16 protein-coding genes are annotated in these 21,111 nt (G+C 68.0%); 13 read left to right on the top strand and 3 right to left on the bottom strand.

The window, feature by feature from the left end; translation table 11 throughout:
- Window positions 1-58: 58 nt before the first annotated feature.
- The 13 genes from IFT71_RS00850 to pelF all read left to right on the top strand — a co-directional run bounded on the left by IFT71_RS00850 (window position 59) and on the right by pelF (window position 16,287).
- Window positions 59-694: a TetR/AcrR family transcriptional regulator gene (locus IFT71_RS00850; RefSeq protein WP_192138815.1), complete on the top strand. Its 636-nt coding sequence runs from the start codon at window positions 59-61 to the stop codon at window positions 692-694.
- Between the two features lie 176 nt (window positions 695-870).
- Entirely contained in the window at window positions 871-1,152 is a 282-nt protein-coding gene (locus tag IFT71_RS00845; RefSeq protein ID WP_159511840.1) for a hypothetical protein, read from the top strand.
- Window positions 1,153-1,263: 111 nt separating this feature from the next.
- Window positions 1,264-2,133, top strand: coding sequence for an alpha/beta hydrolase family esterase (locus tag IFT71_RS00840; RefSeq protein ID WP_192138814.1), 870 nt, complete (start codon window positions 1,264-1,266; stop codon window positions 2,131-2,133).
- 244 nt (window positions 2,134-2,377) lie between these two features.
- Window positions 2,378-2,776 carry a hypothetical protein gene (locus IFT71_RS00835; RefSeq protein WP_192138813.1) on the top strand — a complete coding sequence of 133 codons (399 nt, stop codon included), beginning with the start codon at window positions 2,378-2,380 and terminating at the stop codon, window positions 2,774-2,776.
- A gap of 342 nt (window positions 2,777-3,118) precedes the next feature.
- The gene (locus IFT71_RS00830; protein ID WP_192138812.1) at window positions 3,119-3,745 is read left to right on the top strand and encodes an energy transducer TonB; all 627 of its coding nucleotides are present in this window, start codon (window positions 3,119-3,121) and stop codon (window positions 3,743-3,745) included.
- 260 nt (window positions 3,746-4,005) lie between these two features.
- Window positions 4,006-7,401, top strand: coding sequence for a M10 family metallopeptidase C-terminal domain-containing protein (locus IFT71_RS00825; protein WP_192138811.1), 3,396 nt, complete (start codon window positions 4,006-4,008; stop codon window positions 7,399-7,401).
- Between the two features lie 24 nt (window positions 7,402-7,425).
- Window positions 7,426-8,823, top strand: coding sequence for an exopolysaccharide Pel transporter PelG (gene pelG / locus IFT71_RS00820; protein WP_192138810.1), 1,398 nt, complete (start codon window positions 7,426-7,428; stop codon window positions 8,821-8,823).
- A 14-nt stretch (window positions 8,824-8,837) separates the two neighbouring features.
- Window positions 8,838-9,716: an endo alpha-1,4 polygalactosaminidase gene (locus IFT71_RS00815; protein ID WP_244654683.1), complete on the top strand. Its 879-nt coding sequence runs from the start codon at window positions 8,838-8,840 to the stop codon at window positions 9,714-9,716.
- Window positions 9,713-11,434 carry a tetratricopeptide repeat protein gene (locus IFT71_RS21810; RefSeq protein ID WP_192138809.1) on the top strand — a complete coding sequence of 574 codons (1,722 nt, stop codon included), beginning with the start codon at window positions 9,713-9,715 and terminating at the stop codon, window positions 11,432-11,434. Before IFT71_RS00815 ends, IFT71_RS21810 begins: the two co-directional genes overlap by 4 nt.
- On the top strand, window positions 11,431-12,903 hold the full coding sequence (locus IFT71_RS00805; protein ID WP_192138808.1) for a hypothetical protein: 1,473 nt from the start codon (window positions 11,431-11,433) through the stop codon (window positions 12,901-12,903). The genes IFT71_RS21810 and IFT71_RS00805 overlap by 4 nt, the downstream gene beginning before the upstream one ends.
- Before the next feature lie 47 nt (window positions 12,904-12,950).
- Window positions 12,951-13,868 carry a hypothetical protein gene (locus IFT71_RS00800; RefSeq protein ID WP_192138807.1) on the top strand — a complete coding sequence of 306 codons (918 nt, stop codon included), beginning with the start codon at window positions 12,951-12,953 and terminating at the stop codon, window positions 13,866-13,868.
- Window positions 13,865-14,779 carry a hypothetical protein gene (locus IFT71_RS00795; protein ID WP_192138806.1) on the top strand — a complete coding sequence of 305 codons (915 nt, stop codon included), beginning with the start codon at window positions 13,865-13,867 and terminating at the stop codon, window positions 14,777-14,779. Before IFT71_RS00800 ends, IFT71_RS00795 begins: the two co-directional genes overlap by 4 nt.
- Window positions 14,776-16,287, top strand: a complete 1,512-nt coding sequence (pelF, locus tag IFT71_RS00790; RefSeq protein ID WP_244654682.1) for a GT4 family glycosyltransferase PelF — start codon at window positions 14,776-14,778, stop codon at window positions 16,285-16,287. The genes IFT71_RS00795 and pelF overlap by 4 nt, the downstream gene beginning before the upstream one ends.
- Before the next feature lie 24 nt (window positions 16,288-16,311).
- Here pelF and IFT71_RS00785 read toward each other — a convergent pair whose 3' ends face one another.
- Genes IFT71_RS00785 through IFT71_RS00775 form a run of 3 tightly spaced genes read right to left on the bottom strand, consistent with a single transcriptional unit; the run spans window position 16,312 to window position 21,030 of the window.
- Window positions 16,312-17,913, bottom strand: a complete 1,602-nt coding sequence (locus IFT71_RS00785; RefSeq protein WP_192138805.1) for a TolC family protein — start codon at window positions 17,911-17,913, stop codon at window positions 16,312-16,314.
- Entirely contained in the window at window positions 17,903-19,276 is a 1,374-nt protein-coding gene (locus tag IFT71_RS00780; RefSeq protein WP_192138804.1) for an HlyD family type I secretion periplasmic adaptor subunit, read from the bottom strand. The genes IFT71_RS00785 and IFT71_RS00780 overlap by 11 nt, the downstream gene beginning before the upstream one ends.
- Window positions 19,273-21,030: a type I secretion system permease/ATPase gene (locus IFT71_RS00775; RefSeq protein ID WP_192138803.1), complete on the bottom strand. Its 1,758-nt coding sequence runs from the start codon at window positions 21,028-21,030 to the stop codon at window positions 19,273-19,275. The genes IFT71_RS00780 and IFT71_RS00775 overlap by 4 nt, the downstream gene beginning before the upstream one ends.
- Window positions 21,031-21,111 lie beyond the last annotated feature (81 nt).

Raw genomic sequence — 21,111 nt, 5'->3', positions numbered from 1 at the left:
GTGCTCCGATAGAAGGATGCGACAGCAACCGCCGTTATCTGGAAACAGGAGTTATCACTTGAAATCGAGGGCGGCAAGCCAGGGCGGACGGCGCTATGGCGGTGCATCGGCGAGCGAGCGGCGGGGCGAGCGGCGCAGCCGGCTGATCCGCGCCGCGATCGCGCTCTATGGCGAGCAGGGCTATCGGCACACAACGGTGACCGCGGTCTGCCGCGCAGCCGGGCTGACCCCGCGCTATTTCTACGAAGCCTTCGCCAATAGCGACGCGCTGCTTCTCGCGACGTTCGGCGAGGTCACGCAGTTCGTGACGCAGCGGGTCGCCGCGGCCGCCGATGCGGCGGGAGGGACGCCGGAGGATCGGCTGATCGCGCTCCTGACCGCCTATTACGACCTGCTGCGCGACGAGCCGGCCAGCGCGCGCGTCTTCCTGTCGGAATTGTCCGGCATCGACCCGCAGGTCGACGAGCTGTTCGAACGCTCGATGGCCAGCTTCGCCGACCTGATCGCCGGCACGCTGGTGCCGACCCATGTCCCCGGCTCGATCGAGCCGCTTTGCCGTGCCGGCGCCATGCACGGGCTGCTCGCGGTGGCGCGCGACTGGGTAGCGCGGGGGTGCGAAGAACCGGTGTCACGGGTCGTGCGCACGGTCGAGCCACTCTGCCGGATGCTGGTCAGCCGCGGGGGTGATGATTAGCGGCGCGATGTCACCGGAACGCCCGATCTAAGAAGGCCCCCTGCCCTTCTCCACTTCCCACATTCCGCCGCGGCGGTCGTGACGACGACGTCATCGCTGCAACACACTCGATCTGCGCCGTTTCCGAACGCCAAGCGCTTCGCTACACACCGCGGCACGGCGGACGGAGATACCCAGTGGACGATGAATTTGCCGAAGCCGTGGCCGGCGCACTGGCCGCACAGGGCTTCGTGCTGGAAAACCTGTATGCCTTGCTGCTTGCCAGCGACGCTGATCCGGTCAGGGCCTGTCAGGCGACTGCGCATCGCATGCTGGAGGATTTCGGCAGCCTTCACGCAACCGGGGTACAGGTCATGACCGACGACGAGGTCAACCGTATCAAGCGACACGCGCTCGATCGGCTCGAGCGGTTCTGGAACGGCGTGGAGCGCCGCCTCGCCAACCTGCCGCAATCCTAGCGCCAGGGCCTCGCTCCACCGACGACGCAGGAGGTGATGCGCGTTGGACACGCGTCCCTTGCTTTTACAGGGACTTTTCAGCGCGAACGGCTGATGTCGGAGATTGGACACATGGTGGTTTTTCGTCTGCTTATTACCTTTGCACTCTGCTTCATTGCGGGTGTCGCGCGCGCCGAGTGCCGTCCTGGCAGCATCGACGCCCTGCCTGAACGCGCGATGCTTCACCTTCCCGCGGCGGGCGTGACCGGGCCCGTACCGCTCGTGATCCTGCTCCACGGCAGCACCGGCACGGGCGCGGAGATGCTGCGCGACAGCCACCTCGCCGAGACGGCGGATCGCCACGGCTTCGTCGTCGCGGCGCCCGATGGCGGTATCGCCGCGGATCGCGGCTTTGTCTGGAACATCCCCGGCGTGCCGACCGTCACGGGCAGCATGCCCGCACGCGGCGCGCGCGACGATGTCCGGTATCTGTCGGGGCTGATCGACCAGCTTGTCGCAACGGGTTGCGTCGACGGCGCGCGGGTGTACGCGACCGGCTTGTCGGGTGGTGGACGGATGACGTCCTGGCTCGGCTGCGTCGCCGCACGACGTTTCGCCGCGATCGCGCCGGTGGTCGGATTGCGTGCCGGACGCCCCCTCACGTCCGATTTGTCACGAGCCGATCCTGCGACGTGTAGCTCGACAGCGCCGCTGCCCGTTCTCGCCTTCGCCGGCGATGCCGACACCACCAACCCCATCACCGGCGGCGGCGCGCCCTATTGGCAATATTCACAGGCCGCCGCGCTGCAACGCTGGGCCGTGCTGAACGGCTGCTCGGATCCCTATGCCCGCAACCTCGGCGCGACGGTTTACGAACAGGGCTATGCCCGCTGTCAGCACGGCACGAGCGTCGCGGCGCGTGTGACGCGCGGCGGGCCGCATAGCTGGTCGGTCGTCAACAATGAGGCAATGTGGGCGTTCTTCTCCCGCCACCGGCGCTAAGCCAAAGGTCGGCCGCTGCCAGGACGTCTCAGCAATTCCCGGTTCATTTGCCAATTCAAATACTTCGCCATCCCAACCCTATTTCGATAGTTGATTGCCGTTATAATCTGCCAGTTTTTTTGTATTGAATGCCCTACTTCTTATTACTACCAAACCGACTCGATGTATTGTCCGCGGTATGAAATCAGGATAAGTTGATGGCATAAGATAATGGGGGGATGAAATGCGGGGGCTTTTGCTTGGCATGATCGCATCTGTTCTCGCATCGGCAACCGGAGCCCAGGGACAACAATTTCCTTCGGCGCAGGGAGTCGGGGCGAACGACAGCGGTACGGGGGAGTTCAACCGTCAGCAAAATTTCCGGGATTTCGCAGTCAGCGTTACCGACGCCAATCGATTGACGATGCGGCCGGTCCCGGCGGGACCGAAGGACATCATTCAGGGGCTGGAAGTCCATGACGCAAAGGGACTTCTCATCGGCAAGATCGAGACCGTCGGTAAAGGCTTTGCAGTGGTGTCGAGTGCGATCGGGAGCGTCGAGGTGGACTTTCCGTCCTTTGCAAAAAACAAGAACGGGCTCTTGATCAATATGCCCAAGAGCAAGCTCGACGTCATGATGGCTCACGGTCATCCGGCCCCATGACGCGCCGTTGGGGCTAAACGCCAACAGCGGCGCGTCTGTAGCCGCCGGTCTCGGGTCGCTTTCAGCCATGTCTTCCGCCGCCACGGGACGCCGCACCATGCCGCCCGCGCCTGACGGGTACCCCTTTGGATGCGGTTGGTTCGGCCGGCGGAGCCACGGGCTCGCGGCAGCGTCAGATGATCATACTTACGCTGCCGGGGACAGGATTGCCGTTGGGTGCGCTGCCGGGAGGAATTTCATCTGCGGGCATCGGGTCTGGTGGGCGACCCTACCCGCGAGACGAGCGTCACCAGCCTGGGGTTCCAGCTACCAAGACGCACTATCCGCAACGGGGAGAGGCGAATGTTCTGGCTGGTGATGCTCGTGCTGGGGGGGCAGGGCACGCTGACGCCCGTGATCGTCCGTAACGCGAGTGAGATGCTCACGTCCGACGATTACGTCTCGCGCGCAGTCGGTACGGGCAAGAGCGGCTACACGGTGGTCGAGATCCTGATCGATCCGACTGGAAAACCTCAGACGTGCGGCCTTGTCTCGACCAGCGGATCCAAGGATCTGGACCTGAAGGCGTGTGCAGCCGGGGTGCTGCGGGGTAAATACGCGCCGGCTACGGACGAGACCGGGTCGCCCATGTACGGTGTCTACCGAATGCGGGTTCGGTGGCACATGGAGCTCTTCTTCGATGCTTCTACCCCTACACCCAAGGTGCCGGCAGACATCGTGCTGGAAGTCGCGAAGCTGCCGGCGGGGCAGAGGTCCGTTGCTGTCACCCTGGCCTATCTGGTCGGGGAAGACGGCGCGATCCGACGCTGTTCGGTTATAACGTCGAGCGGCTCTGCGCCATTTGATACCGGCGCCTGTTCCTCGATGACAAAATCTTATCGATACGCGCCGGCCAAGGACAAGGCCAACAAGGCGTGGCCAGTCATTCGCATGCAGCGAATTGAGTTCACCTCTGCCAAACCGGATTAGCCTGACCCGATAGGCGCTTTTAATCAATGTTCGTACCCGTTGGCGCCGCTTTTCCAGTCTTCCGGTTTCGCCCGCATGACGACTCCGCCCTGGCGCCCGGGCATACCATCAGTAATCGCGTACCATGGTGATACAAGTTCGGCGTTAACCATTCATCTAAGTTGTTCGAAAGACCGACGGTCTTCGCTAGTTGACGCTCGAGCTTGATGACGAGCGGCTTGGCCCTCGCATGAAGCCCGAGACCGAAGCGGGGACAAAGAATGGCGAACGCAACTCCGGTGACCGTTGATGGCACTCTGAACGACTGGACCGCCGGCGACCGGATCGACCGTGGCCTTGGCGCGGGCTACGCGATCTTTGCCCGCAGCGACGGCGCGGATTTTGCCTTTGCGATGACCGCGCCGACGGCGATCGGCGCAAATACCACCGCGTGGCTCAACACCGATCGCAACGCCGCCACCGGCTATCAGGTGTTCGGTTTCGCAGGCGGTGCCGAATTTAACGTCAATTTCGCCGCCGACGGCACGGTCTCGCTGTATAGCGGCGCGGCGGGGCAGACGCTGATCGCCAGCGGCCTGCAGGCGGCGTGGTCGGCGGATCGCACCACCGTCGAATTCAAGGTCCCAAAGGCGGCGATCGGCAATCCGAACGCGATCGACACGATCTACGACGTCAACGACACCGCATTCCTGCCCGGCAGCTATTCGAACCCCGCGTTCACCGTGTTCAACGACACCGGCGTCGTCGCCGATCCCTCCCACCGCATCGCGATCGTCTGGTCCGATACGACCGCCAACGCCTATTTCAGCAAGACCGCTTATTCGCAGCTGTTCATGGCGGCGCAGAGCCAGGCGATGCAGGCGGGCGTGCCGTTCGACATCCTGACCGAAGGCGATCTCACCAACCTGGCGACGCTCGCGAGATACGACACGATCGTCTTCCCGTCGTTCCGCAACGTCGAGGCGGGCAAGGCCGACCAGATTGCGCAGACGCTGGAACAGGCGACCACGCAATTCGGCATCGGTCTGGTCGCGGCGGGTGAGTTCATGACCAACGGCGCGGACAATGCCGCGCTGGCCGGCGACTCCTATTCGCGGATGAAGTTGCTGTTCGACGCGACGCGCGTGACCGGCGGCTTTCCGGCCGACGTGACCGTGAAGGCGAGCGATGCATCACAGCTGGTGCTCGACGGCTATGCCGACGGGCAGGTCATCCGCCAATATACCGGCATCGGCTGGAACGCGTTCACCAGCGTCAGCGGAACCGGCACGACGATCGCGACCGAGACGGTCAACGGCCAGACCTATGCGGCGGCGATCGCGACGCAGACCGGCGGGCGCAACGTGCTGTTCTCAAGCGAAGCGGTGATGGCCGACGACAATCTGCTCCAGAAGGCGATCGATTATTCGGTCCATGGCAACGGCCTGTCGGTCGGATTGCAGATGACGCGGCAGAGCGGCCTGTTCGCGTCGCGCGTCGACATGGACCAGAGCCAGGAGCGCGACGAGGTCAATCCGGCGGGGACCGCGCCTGGTATCTACGACAAGCTGCTGCCGATCCTCACCGAATGGAAGACCGACTATAATTTCGTCGGCAGCTATTACGTCAATGTCGGCAACGATGCCGCGAACGGTCAGACAACCGACTGGGCGGTCTCGCTGCCCGTCTACAAGGCGTTGCTCGATGCCGGCAACGAGGTCGGCTCGCACAGCTACACGCATCCCGAGAACACCAATCTGCTGACCGATGCGCAGATCGCGTTCGAGTTCGGCCAGTCGCGTGCCGAGCTGGAAAAGCAGCTGAGCGCGTATCTCGGCAAGACCGTGACGGTCGGCGGTGCCGCGGTGCCGGGTGCACCCGAGCAGATCGCGACGAGCCAGGAAATCCTGAAATACGTGACCTATCTCAGCGGCGGCTATTCGGGCGTCGGTGCGGGCTATCCCAACGCGGTCGGGTACATGACCCCGCAGAACGCCGCGGACGACAAGGTGTATATCGCGCCGAACACGTCGTTCGACTTTTCGCTGATCGAATTCCAGAAGAAGACCGTTGCCGAAGCCAGCGCCATCTGGGCCAAGGAATTCGCCGCGCTGACCGCCGGTGGCGATGCGCCGGTCGTGGTGTGGCCGTGGCATGATTACGGCCCGACCATGTGGGCGAGCGACGGCGCGACCAGCCCGTACACCAAGCAGATGTTCACCACGTTCATCGCGCAGGCCGCCGCTGCCGGTGTGGAGTTCGTGACGCTTGCCGATCTGGCAGGCCGGGTCAGCGCGTTCCAGAATGCGACGATCACCTCGACCGTCGTCGGCAACACGATCACGGCCACGGTCGGCGCGACGACGGGAAGCTTCTCGCTCGACGTCGACGGCCAGAGCAGCGGCCAGGTGATCAAGGGTGTCGCCAACTGGTATGCCTATGACGCGGACACCGTGTTCCTGCCCAAGGCGGGCGGGACCTACACGATCACGATGGGCGCGGTTGCAGACGACGTGACCCACATCACCGCGCTGCCGATGCGCGCGACGCTGACGACGCTGAGCGGCGACGGCCGCGACCTCGCGTTCACGGTCGAGGGCGAGGGCAAGGTCACCGTCGACCTCAAGGCGCCCGGTACCGACTGGACGACGGTGAGCGGCGGGACGATCGCGAGCCAGATCGGCGAGATCCTGACCATCGACCTCGGCGCGATCGGCGTTCACGATGTGAAGATCGGTCATCAGGCCAATGTCGATCCGGTGCTGACGTCGTTCGCGGGCGGCACGACCGGATCGCTGTCGATCGCCGAGAACGGCACGGCATTGACGACGATCACCGCGACCGACGCCAACATCGTCTGGGGCGATTCGATCAAATATTCGATCGGTGCGGGCGGCGACGGCGCGAATTTCTCGATCGACGCGACGACGGGTGTCCTCAAGTTCGTCACCGCGCCCGATTTCGAGGCGCCCACCGATGCCAACCGCGACAATATATACGGCGTGACGGTGGTCGCGACCGACGCACGCGGCGCGATCGACACGCAGACGCTGACGATCGGCGTGACGGACGTGGTCGGCATCACGAAGACCGGGACGATATTTTCTGAGACGATCAACGGCACCAGCGAGCAGGATGTGCTCGACGGCAGCTGGGGTAATGACGTGCTCAACGGGCTCGGCGGCAACGACCGGCTCACCGGCGGGCTCGGCAGCGACACGCTCAACGGCGGCGCGGGCAACGACACGCTGATCGGCGGCAATGGCAGGGATGTCCTGAGCGGCGGCGACGGCAACGACATCCTGATCGGTGGCGACGACTTGGACATGATGACCGGCGGTGCCGGCGCGGACATCTTCCGGTTCGAGGCCAAGGGCGACAGCCTCGCATCGGCGTCGCGCGACGTGATCACCGACTTCACCGTCGGGCAGGACAAGATCGACCTGTCGATGATCGACGCCAACACGTCGCTGTTCGCGCGCGGCGATCAGGCGTTCAGCTTCATCGGCACGAGCGCGCGCTTCACCGCGCCGGGGCAGTTGCGCTACAGCTACCAGATGATCGGCGGGAAGGAATTCACCGTGGTCGAGGGCAATATCGACAGCGGTGCGGGCGCCGATTTCTCGATCGCGCTGGCCGGTCAACATGTGCTGACCGCGAACGATTTCTTCATGTAAGCTGCGCCATAGGCCGGCGAAGTTATGGCGGGCATAGGCTTCCAGTTAGCGAAAACCGCGCGCGAGGGCGGTGTCGGCGGAATCGTCGGCGCCGCTGCATTCGGCGCGGTGATCAGCGCGGGACCGTGGTTGATCACCGCGGTCGCGATGGCGTTGCTCACCCACTGGTTGGGTACGCATCTCGGCGCACGCGGCGCGCGGACCGTCCAGACGATCCTCGTCTATGCGTTCAGCCTGTCCGCGCTCGCTGCGGCGCCGGTCGGCATCCTCGCGACGCGGATCGCCGCGGATCGGATCTTCGCGCGGGACGCAGGCGGCGTATCGGGCATCATGCTGGTCGCGCTCGCGGCCGGCGGCGGTATCGCGCTGGCGATCGGGGTGGTCGTGTTCGGAGTCCTTGCCGGGCTTCCGCTTGGCGAGGCCGCGCTCGCGACGCTGATCCTCGCCTGGCTGACGCAGGTCTGGATTGCGGCACCCTTGCTCACTGCATTGCGGCGGTACCGCGCGATCCCGCTCGCCTATCTGCTCGGCATCGGCGTCGCGACGCTGCTGTTGGCGCTCCTGCCAAGGCCTGGCGTCTCTGCCGTGCTTGCAGTCATTGCCGGGGGCGTCGGCCTGACGCTCGCCGCGATCATGGCGGTGATCCGCCGACATTTCTCCGCCACGCCCGTTCTGCCGACGCGGGACGCGATGGCGCCGCGCCTCGCACTTATCGTTGCCGCGGCGGGCATTGCGGGGGTCGCGGCGATCTGGGTCGACAAATGGCTCCTGTGGACGGGGCCGCAGAGCATCCACGCGATCGGGCTGCTCCGGCTGAACCCGATCAACGATCAGGGCAGTTTTCTGGGGCTGTTGACGATGGTGCCGGGCCTGACGCTGTTGCTGATCGTTGTCGAGACGCGGTTCGATCGCGCGTTCGGCGACATGATCGTCCGGTGTACCGGCACCTCGACGCTGCAGCGTATCGAGGAGGCGCGCAGTGACCTGGCGCGGACGATGTTCGACGGGCTGCGGATCATGCTGCTCGTGCAGGCCCTCGTCGCGGCGCTCGCCTGGGTGTTCGCGGTGCCGTTGTTCGAGCTGATCGGCGCGGACGCACGCGCGGTCTTCGCGTTTCGCCAGACCGCGCTCGGCACCGTCTTTCACCTCGTGGTGATCGCGGCCACGGTCGTGCTGGCCTATTACGACCTGTTCGGGCGGATCCTCGTGACCTGGACGGCTTTCGCCATCGGCAGCGGACTCGCGACGCTTCTCCAATGGGATACGGGGTTCGCCGCGTTCGGCTGGGGTTATATGGCCGGCGCCGTGGTCGGTGCATCGGTCGGCCTCGCGCTGGTCGCCGAGGCCACGGTCAACCTCACCTATCTGCTGTTCGTCGGCAACAATCCCTCCGTCGTGGGGCATGGAGGGCGTCTGTTGTGACGGGATTTACGGATATGCGCCGCCGCTGGATCGTCCAGAGAATGCTGGCGCTCGGCGCGGCCGGGTGGGCCTTGGGCAGCCGCCACCAGTCGGTCGCTGCGCCTGGACCGAACGCGAACGCCGCGTTGCGCTGGGGCGTCGATTACGGGGCTGCGACCGACCCCGTGCTGGCACGCGGCTGCGCGCTGCTGGTCCTCGAGCCGCATCACGCGCGTCCGATCGCGCCGCTTCGTGGCCCGGGCAGCACGCTGCTCGGTTACGTAAGCTTCGGGGAAGTCGAACGCAACCGACCCTATTTCGCCGGGCTGGAAAAGGCCGGCGCGCTCAAGGCCGCCAACCCCAACTGGCCCGATGCGCGGCTCGCCGACCTGCGTCATCCGGCGTGGCGGGCAGCGGTGCTCGACCGGCTCGTCCCCGCGATCCTCGCGCTCGGCTATGACGGAATCTTCATCGATACGATGGATAATGCCGAGGCGATGGAACAGCAGGATCCGGTGGCCAACAAGGGCATGGTAGCAGCAGGCGTATCGCTGATCGCTGCCGTGCGCGCGCGCTTCCCCAAAATCCGCATCATGCTCAACCGCGGCTATGCGCTGCTGCCCGACGTGGCACCGAAGATCGACTATCTGCTCGGCGAGGCGGTGGCGTCGCGGTGGAATTTCACGGCCAAACACTATGAGTTGCTGAGCGATTCGGACTGGGCCTGGCAAGCGGGTCACCTGCGCACCGCACAGGCGCGGAACCCGGCGCTGTCGCTGATGACGCTGGATTACTGGGATCCGGCGGATACGAAACAGGTCGCGGCGCTGTATGCGCGAGAGCGCGCGGCGGGGTTCAGCCCCTATGTCGCGACCCTGGCGCTCGACCGCCTCATGCCGGAGCCGGCCGGGTGAAGATCGACCGCCACCGCGCACGGCTTGCGCTCCTGCTGCCCGCGCTGACCGGAATCGGTCTGCTCGCGGGCGGGCTGATGCTGTTGCCGAAGGAGCGCGAGATCCTCCCCGCCGTTCGTCGCGCGCAGCCGGTGCCTTTTTCGGCGGCGCGCAGTTCGATTCCCGCGCCAGCATCGCCGGTGCTGCCGCCTGCGCATCCGTCGATCACGGCGCAGATCGCGACCGCGGACGCAGCGACCCTCTCCGCGCTCACGACGCGGCTGATCGCCGAGGGCCAGCCGGTGTCCACGCTGCAGGTCGCCTATGATCTGGTCGCTGCCAAGCGACCGGCGGTCGCGCTCGACTATCTTGCGGCCCGGCCCGATGGTGGGACCACAGCGACGTGGCGGCTCCGCATCGACCTGCTTCACCGGACCGGACGCGATGCGAACGCCGCCGCGCTGGTCGCGCGGGCGGTGAAGAAGCGAGGCGCCCTGCCCGCCGCGGATATCGTCGCGGCGGCCTATGCGATCGATCGGCCCGACTTGGTGATCGTGGCGGCGGCGAACCACGTTATCCCGCCGCCCGATACCGCGCTGGCGCTCGATCTCGCACGGCGTGCCAACACGGCCGGGCGGCGCGACCTTATCGCGCTGCTCGACACCGCGACGACCGCGAACTGGCGCGCCGCGGATCCCTGGCTCGCCATCCAGGTGGCGGCGCGTTCCAAGGACACCGCCGCAGGCTTGCGGGCAGCCGGCTATCTTCCGGTCGAGCAGCGTCAGGCGGCACGCGAGGCGATCCTGACCGAGGCCGGCGACCGCGCCGGGCTGCGCAGCGAATTGCTGGCGCATGCGGCCGCATCCGGTGCGCCGCTCGAGCCGATTGCGGAGCGGCTGGTAGCGGCCGGGTATCGCGGGGATGCGACGGCGGTGCTGCGGCGTGCGGCGGCCGGGCTCGCACCGGCAGCGCCGGCAGCGCAGCGCCTGCTCTACCTGATGGGTCCGCGTCCCGGATCCGACGATCTCGCCTGGCTGAAACAGCAGAGCCTGCAAGGCAGCGCGACCCGGCAGCGCGGCTGGCTGGCCTGCTATGCCGAACGCGATCAACCGGGCGCTGCGCTGGTGTTCCTGTCCCGGCATCCGCTCGCGGACGAGACCGACGTGATGCTGATGCGGCTGGCGCTGGCGCGCGCGGCGGGCAATGACGCCGCTGGTCGGACGGTGCTGGCGACCTTGCTCGACGGCCGCACGCTGTCCCCCGATCAGGTCCGCGCCGTGTCCGCTGCGGCGCCCGCGCGGATCGATCCGGCACAGGCGGCGGCGATCTCGAAACGCCGTGTCGCGGCCGGGATTGCTGCGCCGCGCGATCAGCTCGATCTCGCCTGGATGGCGTTGAACGCGGGCGATGCGAAGGCTGCGGGGCAGTGGCTCGACGCGCATATCGCGACCGCCCCGACCGATCTGTCCGCGCTGCGCTTGATGGCCGACGTGCAGGCGCGGATCGGTGGGGCGCGTGGGGCACGCCCCTGGCTCGAACGCGCGCTCGCCCAGACGCCTGCCGACAGCAGGGCGCGCGCGGAAGTGCTCGAGAAGCTCGGTCGGCGGGACGAGGCGGTAAGATTGGTCGAGACGCTGCGATCCGAAACGCCGCAGGACCGATCGCTTGCCGCGCTGCACGCCCGGCTGCTGATCACGCAGGGCCAGCCGGGCCGGGCGCGGACGGTGCTGGTGCAATGATCAGCCTGTTTCTCTGCCTCGCGGATGCGCCGGTGCTGGTCGTACCCCGGACCGTTTTCGCGGATGGCCGGATCGTCACGTCCGAGTCCCGGCTCGCTTGGCCCGACGACGCCGTCGTCCGGATCGAGGATCGTGACGGCGAGCTGGTCGCGCGGTTCGATCGACCGATCGCGCCCGCACGGCTTGCCGCGTTCCGTGAGGCGGCGGGCGACGCGATCGGCGATCTGCGCTGGAACGACGACAGCCTGGTTCTCCGTCCCGCGGCGGGTTGGACGATGCGCTGGCGGCAGACAGGCCCGGTCGTCGCGCTCGCCTTCTCACCGCCCGCGGACGGCTCGCTGCTCGAAACCGCCGACGACAGCGCGTCCGACGCCGCACTGGCTGCAATCGAGGCGGACGTGGCCGCCGGCTATCCGGGATCGGCTCTGCGCGCTGCGACGAGCCTGGCACATCGCTATCCGGCCGACCGACGCGCCGCCCGCCTGCTCGCCGACACGCGTCTCGCCCAGGGCGACTTCCGCGGCGCAGCCCGCGGGTACCGCGCGCTCGCGGCGGACGACCTGACCGCACGGCGTACGATCGCCGCCGCGGCGGGGACCGCCAGCGTCGGCGTCACCGCGCGTGACGGCAGCGACCTCGCTCAGACAGAGTTCGCCGCGCGGACCGACGCAGCGGTCGGCGACACGCTCGACGTGGGAGGCGGCGTTCGCCATCTCGTCAGCAGCGTCGCCACCGCCGCACCAACCGTGCGATCCGGCGACACCGTCGTCGACGCCTCGCTGGCCGCAGCATTCGATGGCGCGGTCCGCATCCAGCTCTTTGCCTCTGCCGCGCTCGACGACGCGGTGACGGGGGGCGGCGCAAGGGTGACCGCAGGGTCCCCCGACGCGCAGTTCCGCGCGACCTTGAGCCGCCACATGCCGGATTATTCGACCCCGGCGCAGGTGCTGGCGGGAGGATATCTCTCGCGCGCGCTGATCGGCGTCACCTACCGCCTGACGCCGGGCGTGGTCGCGCAAGGGGATATCGGCGCCTACCGGTACGGCCTCGCAACCGGTAGCGTTGCAAGCGACACCATCGTCGCGAGCGCCGGGGTGGATTATCTCATTCGCCGTCAGTACCCGGCGCTCGGGCTGACCTACCGCTTCGACGCGGAATATGTTCAGCGTATGCAGCTTGGCGCAGACCGCCTTGCCGTCATCCCGCTGGCCACCCGCGAGAACCACACCCTCCAGGGCCTCGCCAGTGGCGCGGTCGGCGCGGTGCAGATGACCGCGCTCGCAGGCTGGACCGTCGATCGGTTCGGCGGCGATGGCCCGACCGCCAGCCTCGGCCTCGCCGCCCCGATCGCGGTCGCGTGGCGGGTCGAGGGCAGCGGCGGCATCACGTCGATCGCGCGGCAGGGCTTTGCCGGCCGCCAGCTTTATGCGCGCGCGCTGCTGACACGCAGCCTCGGAGATACGCCGTGACGCACGACGAATCTGCGCCAAAATGGCAGGGCCGGTGGCGACGCCCCTTGCGGATTGCCTTGGAGATCGCGCTCACCTTCGCCGCGCTGGCGGCGCTCGACTGGTGGCTGACGGGCGAAACCGGCTTCACGCGCGTCCAGCCCAACCCCTATTGGCTGCCGGTACTGGTGATGGCGCTCGCCTATGGCACCGGCCCCGGCGTCGTCGCCGCCGGAATCGCGTCGGGGCTATGGCTCGCGCATGTCCACGATGACGCGGGCGCGCGCGACTATCTCGATCATCTGTTCCATCTCTCGCTCCAGCCATTGATGTGGTTCGTCGCCTCCGGAGTCATCGGCGAAGTGACGATCATGCGGACCGCGCGGCACGATCGGCTGGAAAAGCGCGGCGGGGTTGCGGCGCGGAACCTGGCACGGCTGACCGAGGCGTTTGCCGCGCTGTCTCGGACCAACCGACTGCTTCAGGTGCAGATCGCGACCGAGGCACATACGGTCGGCCATGCGATCGAGACGGCAGCGCGACTCTGTTCGCAGGACCTGGCTGAACGACGTGGCGCGATCGGGGAACTGATCGCGCTTGCCGCACGAACCCCCGACTTCACCTGCTACCGCATGACCGGTGACGAGGCCCGCGCATGGATCCGCGGGCCGGTTACCGCGGGACGGCGCGACACCCTGCCAGCGACGTTGATGGAGCGGATGGCACGGCCCCACGGGATCCTGCACGTCGCGAAGCGCAGCGATCGTAGCCTGCTCGACGGTATCGGCGTCGCCGCGATCGCCCTGCCCGATCGCAAGACCGGCGAGGTCGTCGGGTGCCTCGTCCTTCACACACTGCCGTTCGAGACGCTGAACGCGAGCCGTACCGCCGAATTGACCGAGATCACCGCCTGGCTGACCCCGCTGCTCGCCGATACGCTGCACGCGACCCAGCGCCCGGTCAGAGCTGCCGGGCTGGTTGCGTGATCCGCCGCCTCGCTGCGCTCGCGCTGCTGGAGTTGGTCGTTCTGACGGCATGCTGGCTTGCTGGACTCGCGGCCGGTTGGGCGCTCGTGGCCCATGCCGTCGCTAGCGGAATTGGGCTCACTTTGTGGCTTCGCAGCGGTGCGGCGGCCGGTTTTGCGGCGGCGATGCTGGGTGTGATGGGCCCGCTTGGCCTGCTTGTTGCCCTGCCCCTTGCTCGCTTGGTCAGACCTGCCGCACACCGGACCGACGACGAGATGTTCGGCCCTGTTGCCGGGCGTTCCGCACAGCGTGGCGCGCGTCTCGCGGTGGCCCGCATGCTCGACGGGCGGGTTCATCATGCCACCCCCGATACGCTGAGCTCGCTCGTCACGATCATGCGTCACGGCGCGGTCGCCGAGCGGCGGCGGGCACTGGAGACCGTGGTGCGGTCGTTCGAGCCCGCGCTGTCGCCGCTCATCGCGCTGGCGCTGACCGACAGCGACCAGACGATCCGCGCGCTTGCGGCGGCCGCGTCGGCGCGCGTCGCGGAAAATCTGGTGCTCTCCCGTGCACGGCTGTCAGCCCGCGTTGCCGATGGCGGCGATCCGGACGCCGCGACGAACTTGGCGCGGCTGCTCGGGGACCACGCGCGTTCGGATGTGCTGCTGTCCGATTCACAGCGCCTCCACCTGCGCGAGGACGCGGTTGCGACGATGGCCGCTGCGGTATCTGACGGGGCGGACGACCGGCATGCGGACACGCGCGATGCGTTGATGATCGAGGCGTTCTGGGCCGCGGGCGATTATGACGCGATCGACTGGATGGCGACCGCGATCCAGGCCTCGGTGGACCGGACCGATGCTCCAACCGGCGCGAACGACCGCGGCGCATCGACGCTGGCAAACTGGTGGCTGACGGGCGCGGTGGCATGATCCCGCTGTCCGCCCTGGCCGAAACGTCCCGGCACGCGTCGCTCGACATGCCGGACGCCGACATCTGCCTGATCGTCGAGGGCGCCTATCCCTATGTGATCGGCGGCGTATCCGGCTGGCTGCAGGATCTGATCACGCATCTGCCCGACGTCCGGTTCGTGATCGCCGCGATCAAGCCGGGTGCCGGGCTGCTCGCGTTCCAGCTCGCCCCGCCGCCCAACGTCGTCGCGGTGGTCGAAATCGGCCTGGCGCCCGCGCCGGCGATGCCGCGCTCAATCCCGGATCGGATCGCGGTGCCGATCGCCGACGCGCTGGTCGCGTTCGTCGCGACCGGTGGCGCGGACCGGCTCGCGACGCTGATCGACGTGATCGGCGGCATCGCGCGACCGCTTGCCCCCGGTGACATCCTGTCGCACCCGGCGGTTTTTGCACGGCTCAGGCGCCATTATCAGGCGATGCTGCCCAAGGCCTCGTTCCACCATTATTTCTGGGCGATGCGCGTGCTGCTCGGCGGGTTGCTCGCGGTCCTGACCGCGCCCCTGCCGCGCGCCAAGGCGTATCACACGATCTCGACCGGGTTCGCAGGCCTGGTCGCTGCCCGCGCCGCGCGCGAGACCGGGCGCCCGGCGTTCATCACCGAACACGGCATCTACCTGCTCGAACGCCAGATCGAGGTGATGATGGCGGACTGGATCGGCGATCAGGTCGACACCGGGCTCGAGCTCGAACGCAGCGTGCGCGATCTGCGCGACCTCTGGGTCCGTGCCTTCACCAGCTATGCGACCGCCTGCTATGACAGCTGCGATCCGATCGTTGCGCTGTACGGCGAGAATACGGCGGTCCAGCGCCGGCTGGGTGCCGCTGCCGACCGGGTCCGCGTCATTCCCAACGGGATCGATTCGAAGCGGTTCGCCGCACTCCCCGACCAGCGCGATCCGGCACACCCGCTGGTCGCGCTGCTCGGCCGCGTGGTCCCGATCAAGGACGTGAAGACGTTCATTCGCGCCGCCGCGATCGCGCATGCCGAACGCCCCGACATCCGCTTCGTCGTGCTCGGCCCCGAGGACGAGGACCCGGAATATGCCGCGGAATGCTCGCGGCTGGTCGAGGATCTGGGCCTGTCCCCGGTCTTCCACTTCGCGGGGCGCGTGCGGATCGAGGACTGGATGGCAAAGATCGACCTGCTCGTGCTCACCAGCCTGTCCGAAGCGCAGCCGCTGGTGATCCTCGAAGGCGGCGCCTGCGGGATTCCCGTGGTCGCGCCCGATGTCGGCAGCTGCCGCGAGATGATTGAGGGACGCGGCGGGGCGGACTGCGGCCATGGCGGCATCGTCACCCCGCTGGTCAATCCGGCAGCGACCGCGGCGGGGATCCTCGCGATCGCGGGCGATCCGGCGATGCGATCGGCAATGGGCGAAACCATGCGCGAACGCGTGCGCCGCGATTATGATCACGACACGATCATCGGGGCCTATGCGGAACTCTACGAAACCCTGATCCAGCGGTAGCCTACGCGCGAACGCCGGATCGGATCATCTCCCGCCGGTGACTACCGCATCGCTCAGATCGGCCGCGACCGGGCCCGCAAGCACCGGAAACGGCGCGATCGGCAGCACATTGCCGATCGGCCCTGGCAAATTCTGGACGGCGGCCGGCCTGATCCGCGCGTCGGTGGCGGGCGCGATTACGGGTGCCGCCGGGGCGGTGCCAGCGGGCTTCTGCGCACGGTCGATCGGCGCGAGCACCGGATCGAACGGTCCGAATGTCTTGGCCCGCACCACCCGCGTGTTCTGCGCCGGATCATAGGTCGGCACCGCCTGATCGATCGCCGCCGCCTGCAATCGCCCCAGCGTCGCCAACAGCCGCGCCTCGGCGGCATAGGCTCCATAGGTCGCGTTGACGAACACGAGTTGCGCGGTCAGCAGGCGCTGCTCCGAGTCCAGCACCTCGAAATTCGAGCGAAATCCCTCCGCGAACCCGCGCTGAACCCCGGTGAGCGCCGACTCCGCCGCCTCGGTCGCGCGCTGCCCCGCCGCCATCTGTTCGCCACCCGCCACCGCCTGGTTCCAGGCGTTCTGGGCATTGGCGAGTGCGGCGCGCCGCGCCGTCTCGACCTCGAACCCGAGCTGCTGGCGTTCGGCGACCGCGGCCCGGACGCGCGAGCCGATCACGCCCCCGGTCAACAGCGGCATCGTCACCGTGACTCCGCCGGTCGCCTGCGCACCGGCATCGCGCAAGCGGTAGGAATAGGGGCTTCCATAGCCATAGCTGCCCGACAGCGCGACGATCGGCGCACGTTCAGCGCGTTGGGCCGCGATCCGCGCGTCCCCCGCCCTGGTGGCAAGGATCGCCTGCCACAGGCTCGGGCTCTCTTTCTCCACCACGGCGAACGCGGCATCGAGCGAGCGCGGCAGGCCGGGCAGCGTCGGCGGCAAGAGCAACGTCCCGGGATTACGCCCGACGACCGCCGCGAACCGGCCGCGGCTTGCCTGGAGATTGACCGTGGCCTGCGCCAACTGCGAGCGAATGATCTCGCGCTGCGCCTCGGCCTGCGCAATGTCGGTGCGGGTCAGGTCGCCACCCCGTTCGCGTGCGATCGCCTGGGTCACCTGTCGCCCATAGGAGTCGAGCGAGCGTTGCTGGATCGCCACCAGCGCCTGGTCGCGCCGCACCGAAACGAACGCATCGACGACTTCGAGCAGGATCGTGTTCTCCGCCTCGCGCAGGCGCTCGCGCCCGGCAAGCACGGTCGCCTCCGCCGCCGACACCTGCGCCGCGGTCCGCCCGCCGTTCAGCAGGATCTGCGACGCGGTCAGCGACGCCCCCAGGGTCCGCCCCCGCGCCGTATCGAAATCGCCGAGCAGCCCGCGCTGGTCCTGCGACTGATATTGCAGCGTCATGTTGATGCCCGCGGTCAGCCGGTACGCGGCCCCCGCCTGGACGATCTGCTCGTCGAGCGCGCGAAGCTGCGCGCGCTGTCCCTCCAGCGAGGGGTTGCTGCGATAGGCATCGGCGATCGCCTGCCCCAGCGTTTCGGGCGCTGCGGTTGCTGCCTCCTGTGCCGTCTGCGCGAGCGCGGGCATGGCCGGCACCAGCAGTATGGCGGCGGTGAGATAGATCCTCTCAGCGTTCATGGAGCGACCGTGAAAAGGCCTCGGTCAACGGATCGAGAAGATAGTCGACCGCAGTCCGCGACCGCAGCTTGACGAGGACGGTGACCGGTACGCCCGCGCGGATCCCCGTATCGCGGCCGCGCACCGCCTCGATCTTGGCGATCTGAGCGCGCGGCACGGTGACCTCCGCACTGAAATAGCTGCGACCGGTCTGCTCGTCGCGAAGCGAATCCGCAGAAACCGTACGAACCGTGCCGAGCAGGATCGGCAGGTCACGTTCGTGCAGCGACAGGAACTTCACCTCCGCCTCGCGCCCGGCAAACACCCCGTCGATGTCGCCCGGCGAGAAGTTCGCACGGACCACCAAAGGGGCGGCGTCGGGAACGATGTCGAGGATCGCCTGCCCCGGCTGGATCACGCCCCCTACGGAGAAGACGCGCAGGCCGACCACGCGGCCCGCCACCGGCGCACGGATGATCGTGCGCGCCAGCTGTTCGCGCGCCGCGGCCAGTTTGGGCAAGACCTCATTCAACTGGAACTGCGTGTCGCGCAGCAACGTCGCGCTTTCCTCGACATATTTGCGGCGGGTCTGCACGCCTTCCGCGCGGGTCTGGCCGATCTGTTCGCGCGCCGCCGCCGAGCGTGAGACATAGTCGGCATCGGTCCCGTCGAGCTGCTGGATCGAACGTTCGATCGCGCGGACCGTGTTGCGCGACACATAGCCCTGATCGGCAAGCGCCCGCGTGCTGTCGAGCTGTTGGCGAAGCGAGGCGCGCTGCCGGGCGGTCGCCTGCGCCTGCGCGTTGAAGCCGGTCGTCTGCTGCGCGACGGCCGCCTCCTGCTGGCGGAGGACCGCGCCGTTTGCTGCGAGCGCGGCCGAGCGTGCCGACCGCTGCGCCAGCTGGAGCGACTTCGCACGCTCGACGAGACGAAGGTCGTCGCCCTGCGCGGACGCGAAGTCCGCAGGCCAGACGACCGCGCCGCCGCGAACGTCCGCTTCGAGCCGGGCCCGTTGCGCCTGGAGGTCGATGACGCTGGCGGCCAGCGCACGCTCGGCTGCGGTGACTTCGGCGCCTTCGAGCCGGAACAGGACGTCGCCGGCACGGACGTGCTGGCCGTCGCGCACCGCCATCGCTGCGACGATCCCGCCCTCACGGTGCTGGACGGTCTGGCGATTGCCCGCGACGACCACCTGCCCCTCGCCCGCCGCCGCGGCATCGAGCCGCGCGAACGCCGCCCAGCCCAGTCCCACGACGAAGAACAGGATCGCGACCAGCCCGCCGACCAGGATCGCGTGCCGCGGGGAGTCGTCGAGGCGGAGGCGATCCGCGAGGCTTGCGCCAGCGGCGGCGGGGACCGGGCTGGCCAGTTCGGCGGGGATCATCGGGCGCCTCCGGTGCCGGCGACGGGCCCCGCGCTGGCCGGGCGCAACACCTTGGCGCGGTCGTCGAACAGCTGGATCGTGCCGTTCCGCAGCACCATGATCTTGTCGACCGCCTGCAGAAGCCCGGTCCGATGCGTCGATACGATCACCGTCGCGCCACGCGCGCGAAGGGTCGAGAGCGTCGTCACTAGCCGCGCTTCTCCATCGCTGTCGAGATGCGCGTTGGGCTCGTCGAGGAACAGGATCGTCGGCGTACCGTACAGCGCGCGCGCCAGCGCGACCGACTGGTTCTGCCCCGCCGACAGCCCCGACCCGTCCGCCATGCTCAGCATCGTCGCATAGCCATTGGGCAGGCCCAAGATCACCTCATGCGCACCCGCCGCCTGTGCCGCCTCGACCACCGCGGCGTCGAGCTGCTCGCTCTCGCCCGCCAGCACCGACTGGAACCGCGAGATGTTGGTGTGCACCGTGGTCGGGAACAGCGACGGGGATTGCGGCATGTAGCCGACGTGCCGGCCGAGCTGTTCGCGGTTCCAGTCCGCCAGACTTGCACCGTCGATCCGCACCTCGCCCGCATCCGGCGACAGCGCACCCGACAACACGCGCAGCAGCGTCGACTTGCCCGCGCCGCTCGGGCCGACCAGCGCGACGATCTCGCCGGGCGCGACCGCGAAACTGATGTCCGACAGCAAGGCGCGATCGCTGCCTTCCGCGCGCACCGTGATACCGCGGACGTCGATCCGGCCGGTCGGCACGGGGAGCGTCGTCGCGTCGATCGCGGGCCCCGGCATCCGGCAGAACGCATCGAGATCGCGATAGGCGTTGCGCGCCGCGGCGAGCGGCTTCATCGCGCCAAGGATCTGCTCGACGGGCTGAAGTGCCCGCCCCAGCAGCAGCGACGCAGCAAAGATCGCGCCGCCCGAAATATCCTGCCGGATCGCCAGCAGCGCGCCGAGCGCGAGCGCGAGGGACTGGAGCAGCAGGCGAAGGAACTTGGTGATCGCGAGAAACTGCCCCGAAGTACCGGCGAGCGCGGCCTGGCGGCGGACGAGCTCGGCGCGCTCCAGCAGATGCCGGGTGATCAGCGCGTTGCGCATCCCCATCACGCGCGCGACCTCCGATCCGTGGATCGACACATCCTGTTCGCGCGTCGCGAGAACCGCGCGGGCCTGCGTGTCGCGCGCGGCCCCCGCGGTCACCCTATCGCTGAGGATTGCGATCCCGCCGAGCAGCAGCGCACTCATCAGCGCCAGCACGCCGATCCAGACGTGAAGCAGGAACGCGATGCCGATATAGATCGGCGCCCAGGGCGCATCGAACAGCGCGATGATCGTCGGCCCGGTCAGGGTCCCGCGCACTGTGTCGAAATCGCGCATCGCCTGGCTGCGCTGGCCGGTTGTCGCGCCATCGGTGCCAAGGATCCGCAGCAGGATCCCCGGTGCCGCCTGACGCTCCAGCCGCATGCTGGCGCGCAGCAGCAACCGCATGCGCACCGCGTCGAGGATCGCGAACACGACCAGCGCCAGCACGAGGATCAGCGTCAGCAGCAGCAACGTCGTCCCGCCCCGCGTGGGCACGACCCGGTCATACACCTGCAGCATGAAGATCGACGGCACAAGGTACAGGATGTTCACCAGCCCGGAGAACAGACCCGCGAAGACCAGATGCCGTCGACACCCCCGGACGGCACGCGCCAGTGCATTATGCCCATGGTCGGATGGTGCCGTCAGGGGCGCTGGGGAGGACGTCGGCATCGCGTCGCTTTAGCCACGAAGTTTAAACGAACGGTTTCCCAGGCGCTCCCCAAGGCCGATCTGCCGCTCGACGATCTCTGT

It is taken from the genome of Sphingomonas sp. CFBP 13733, assembly GCF_014841795.1.
Classification (GTDB): Bacteria; Pseudomonadota; Alphaproteobacteria; order Sphingomonadales; family Sphingomonadaceae; genus Sphingomonas; species Sphingomonas aerolata.
This window is presented reverse-complemented; position numbering and strand designations above follow the sequence as displayed.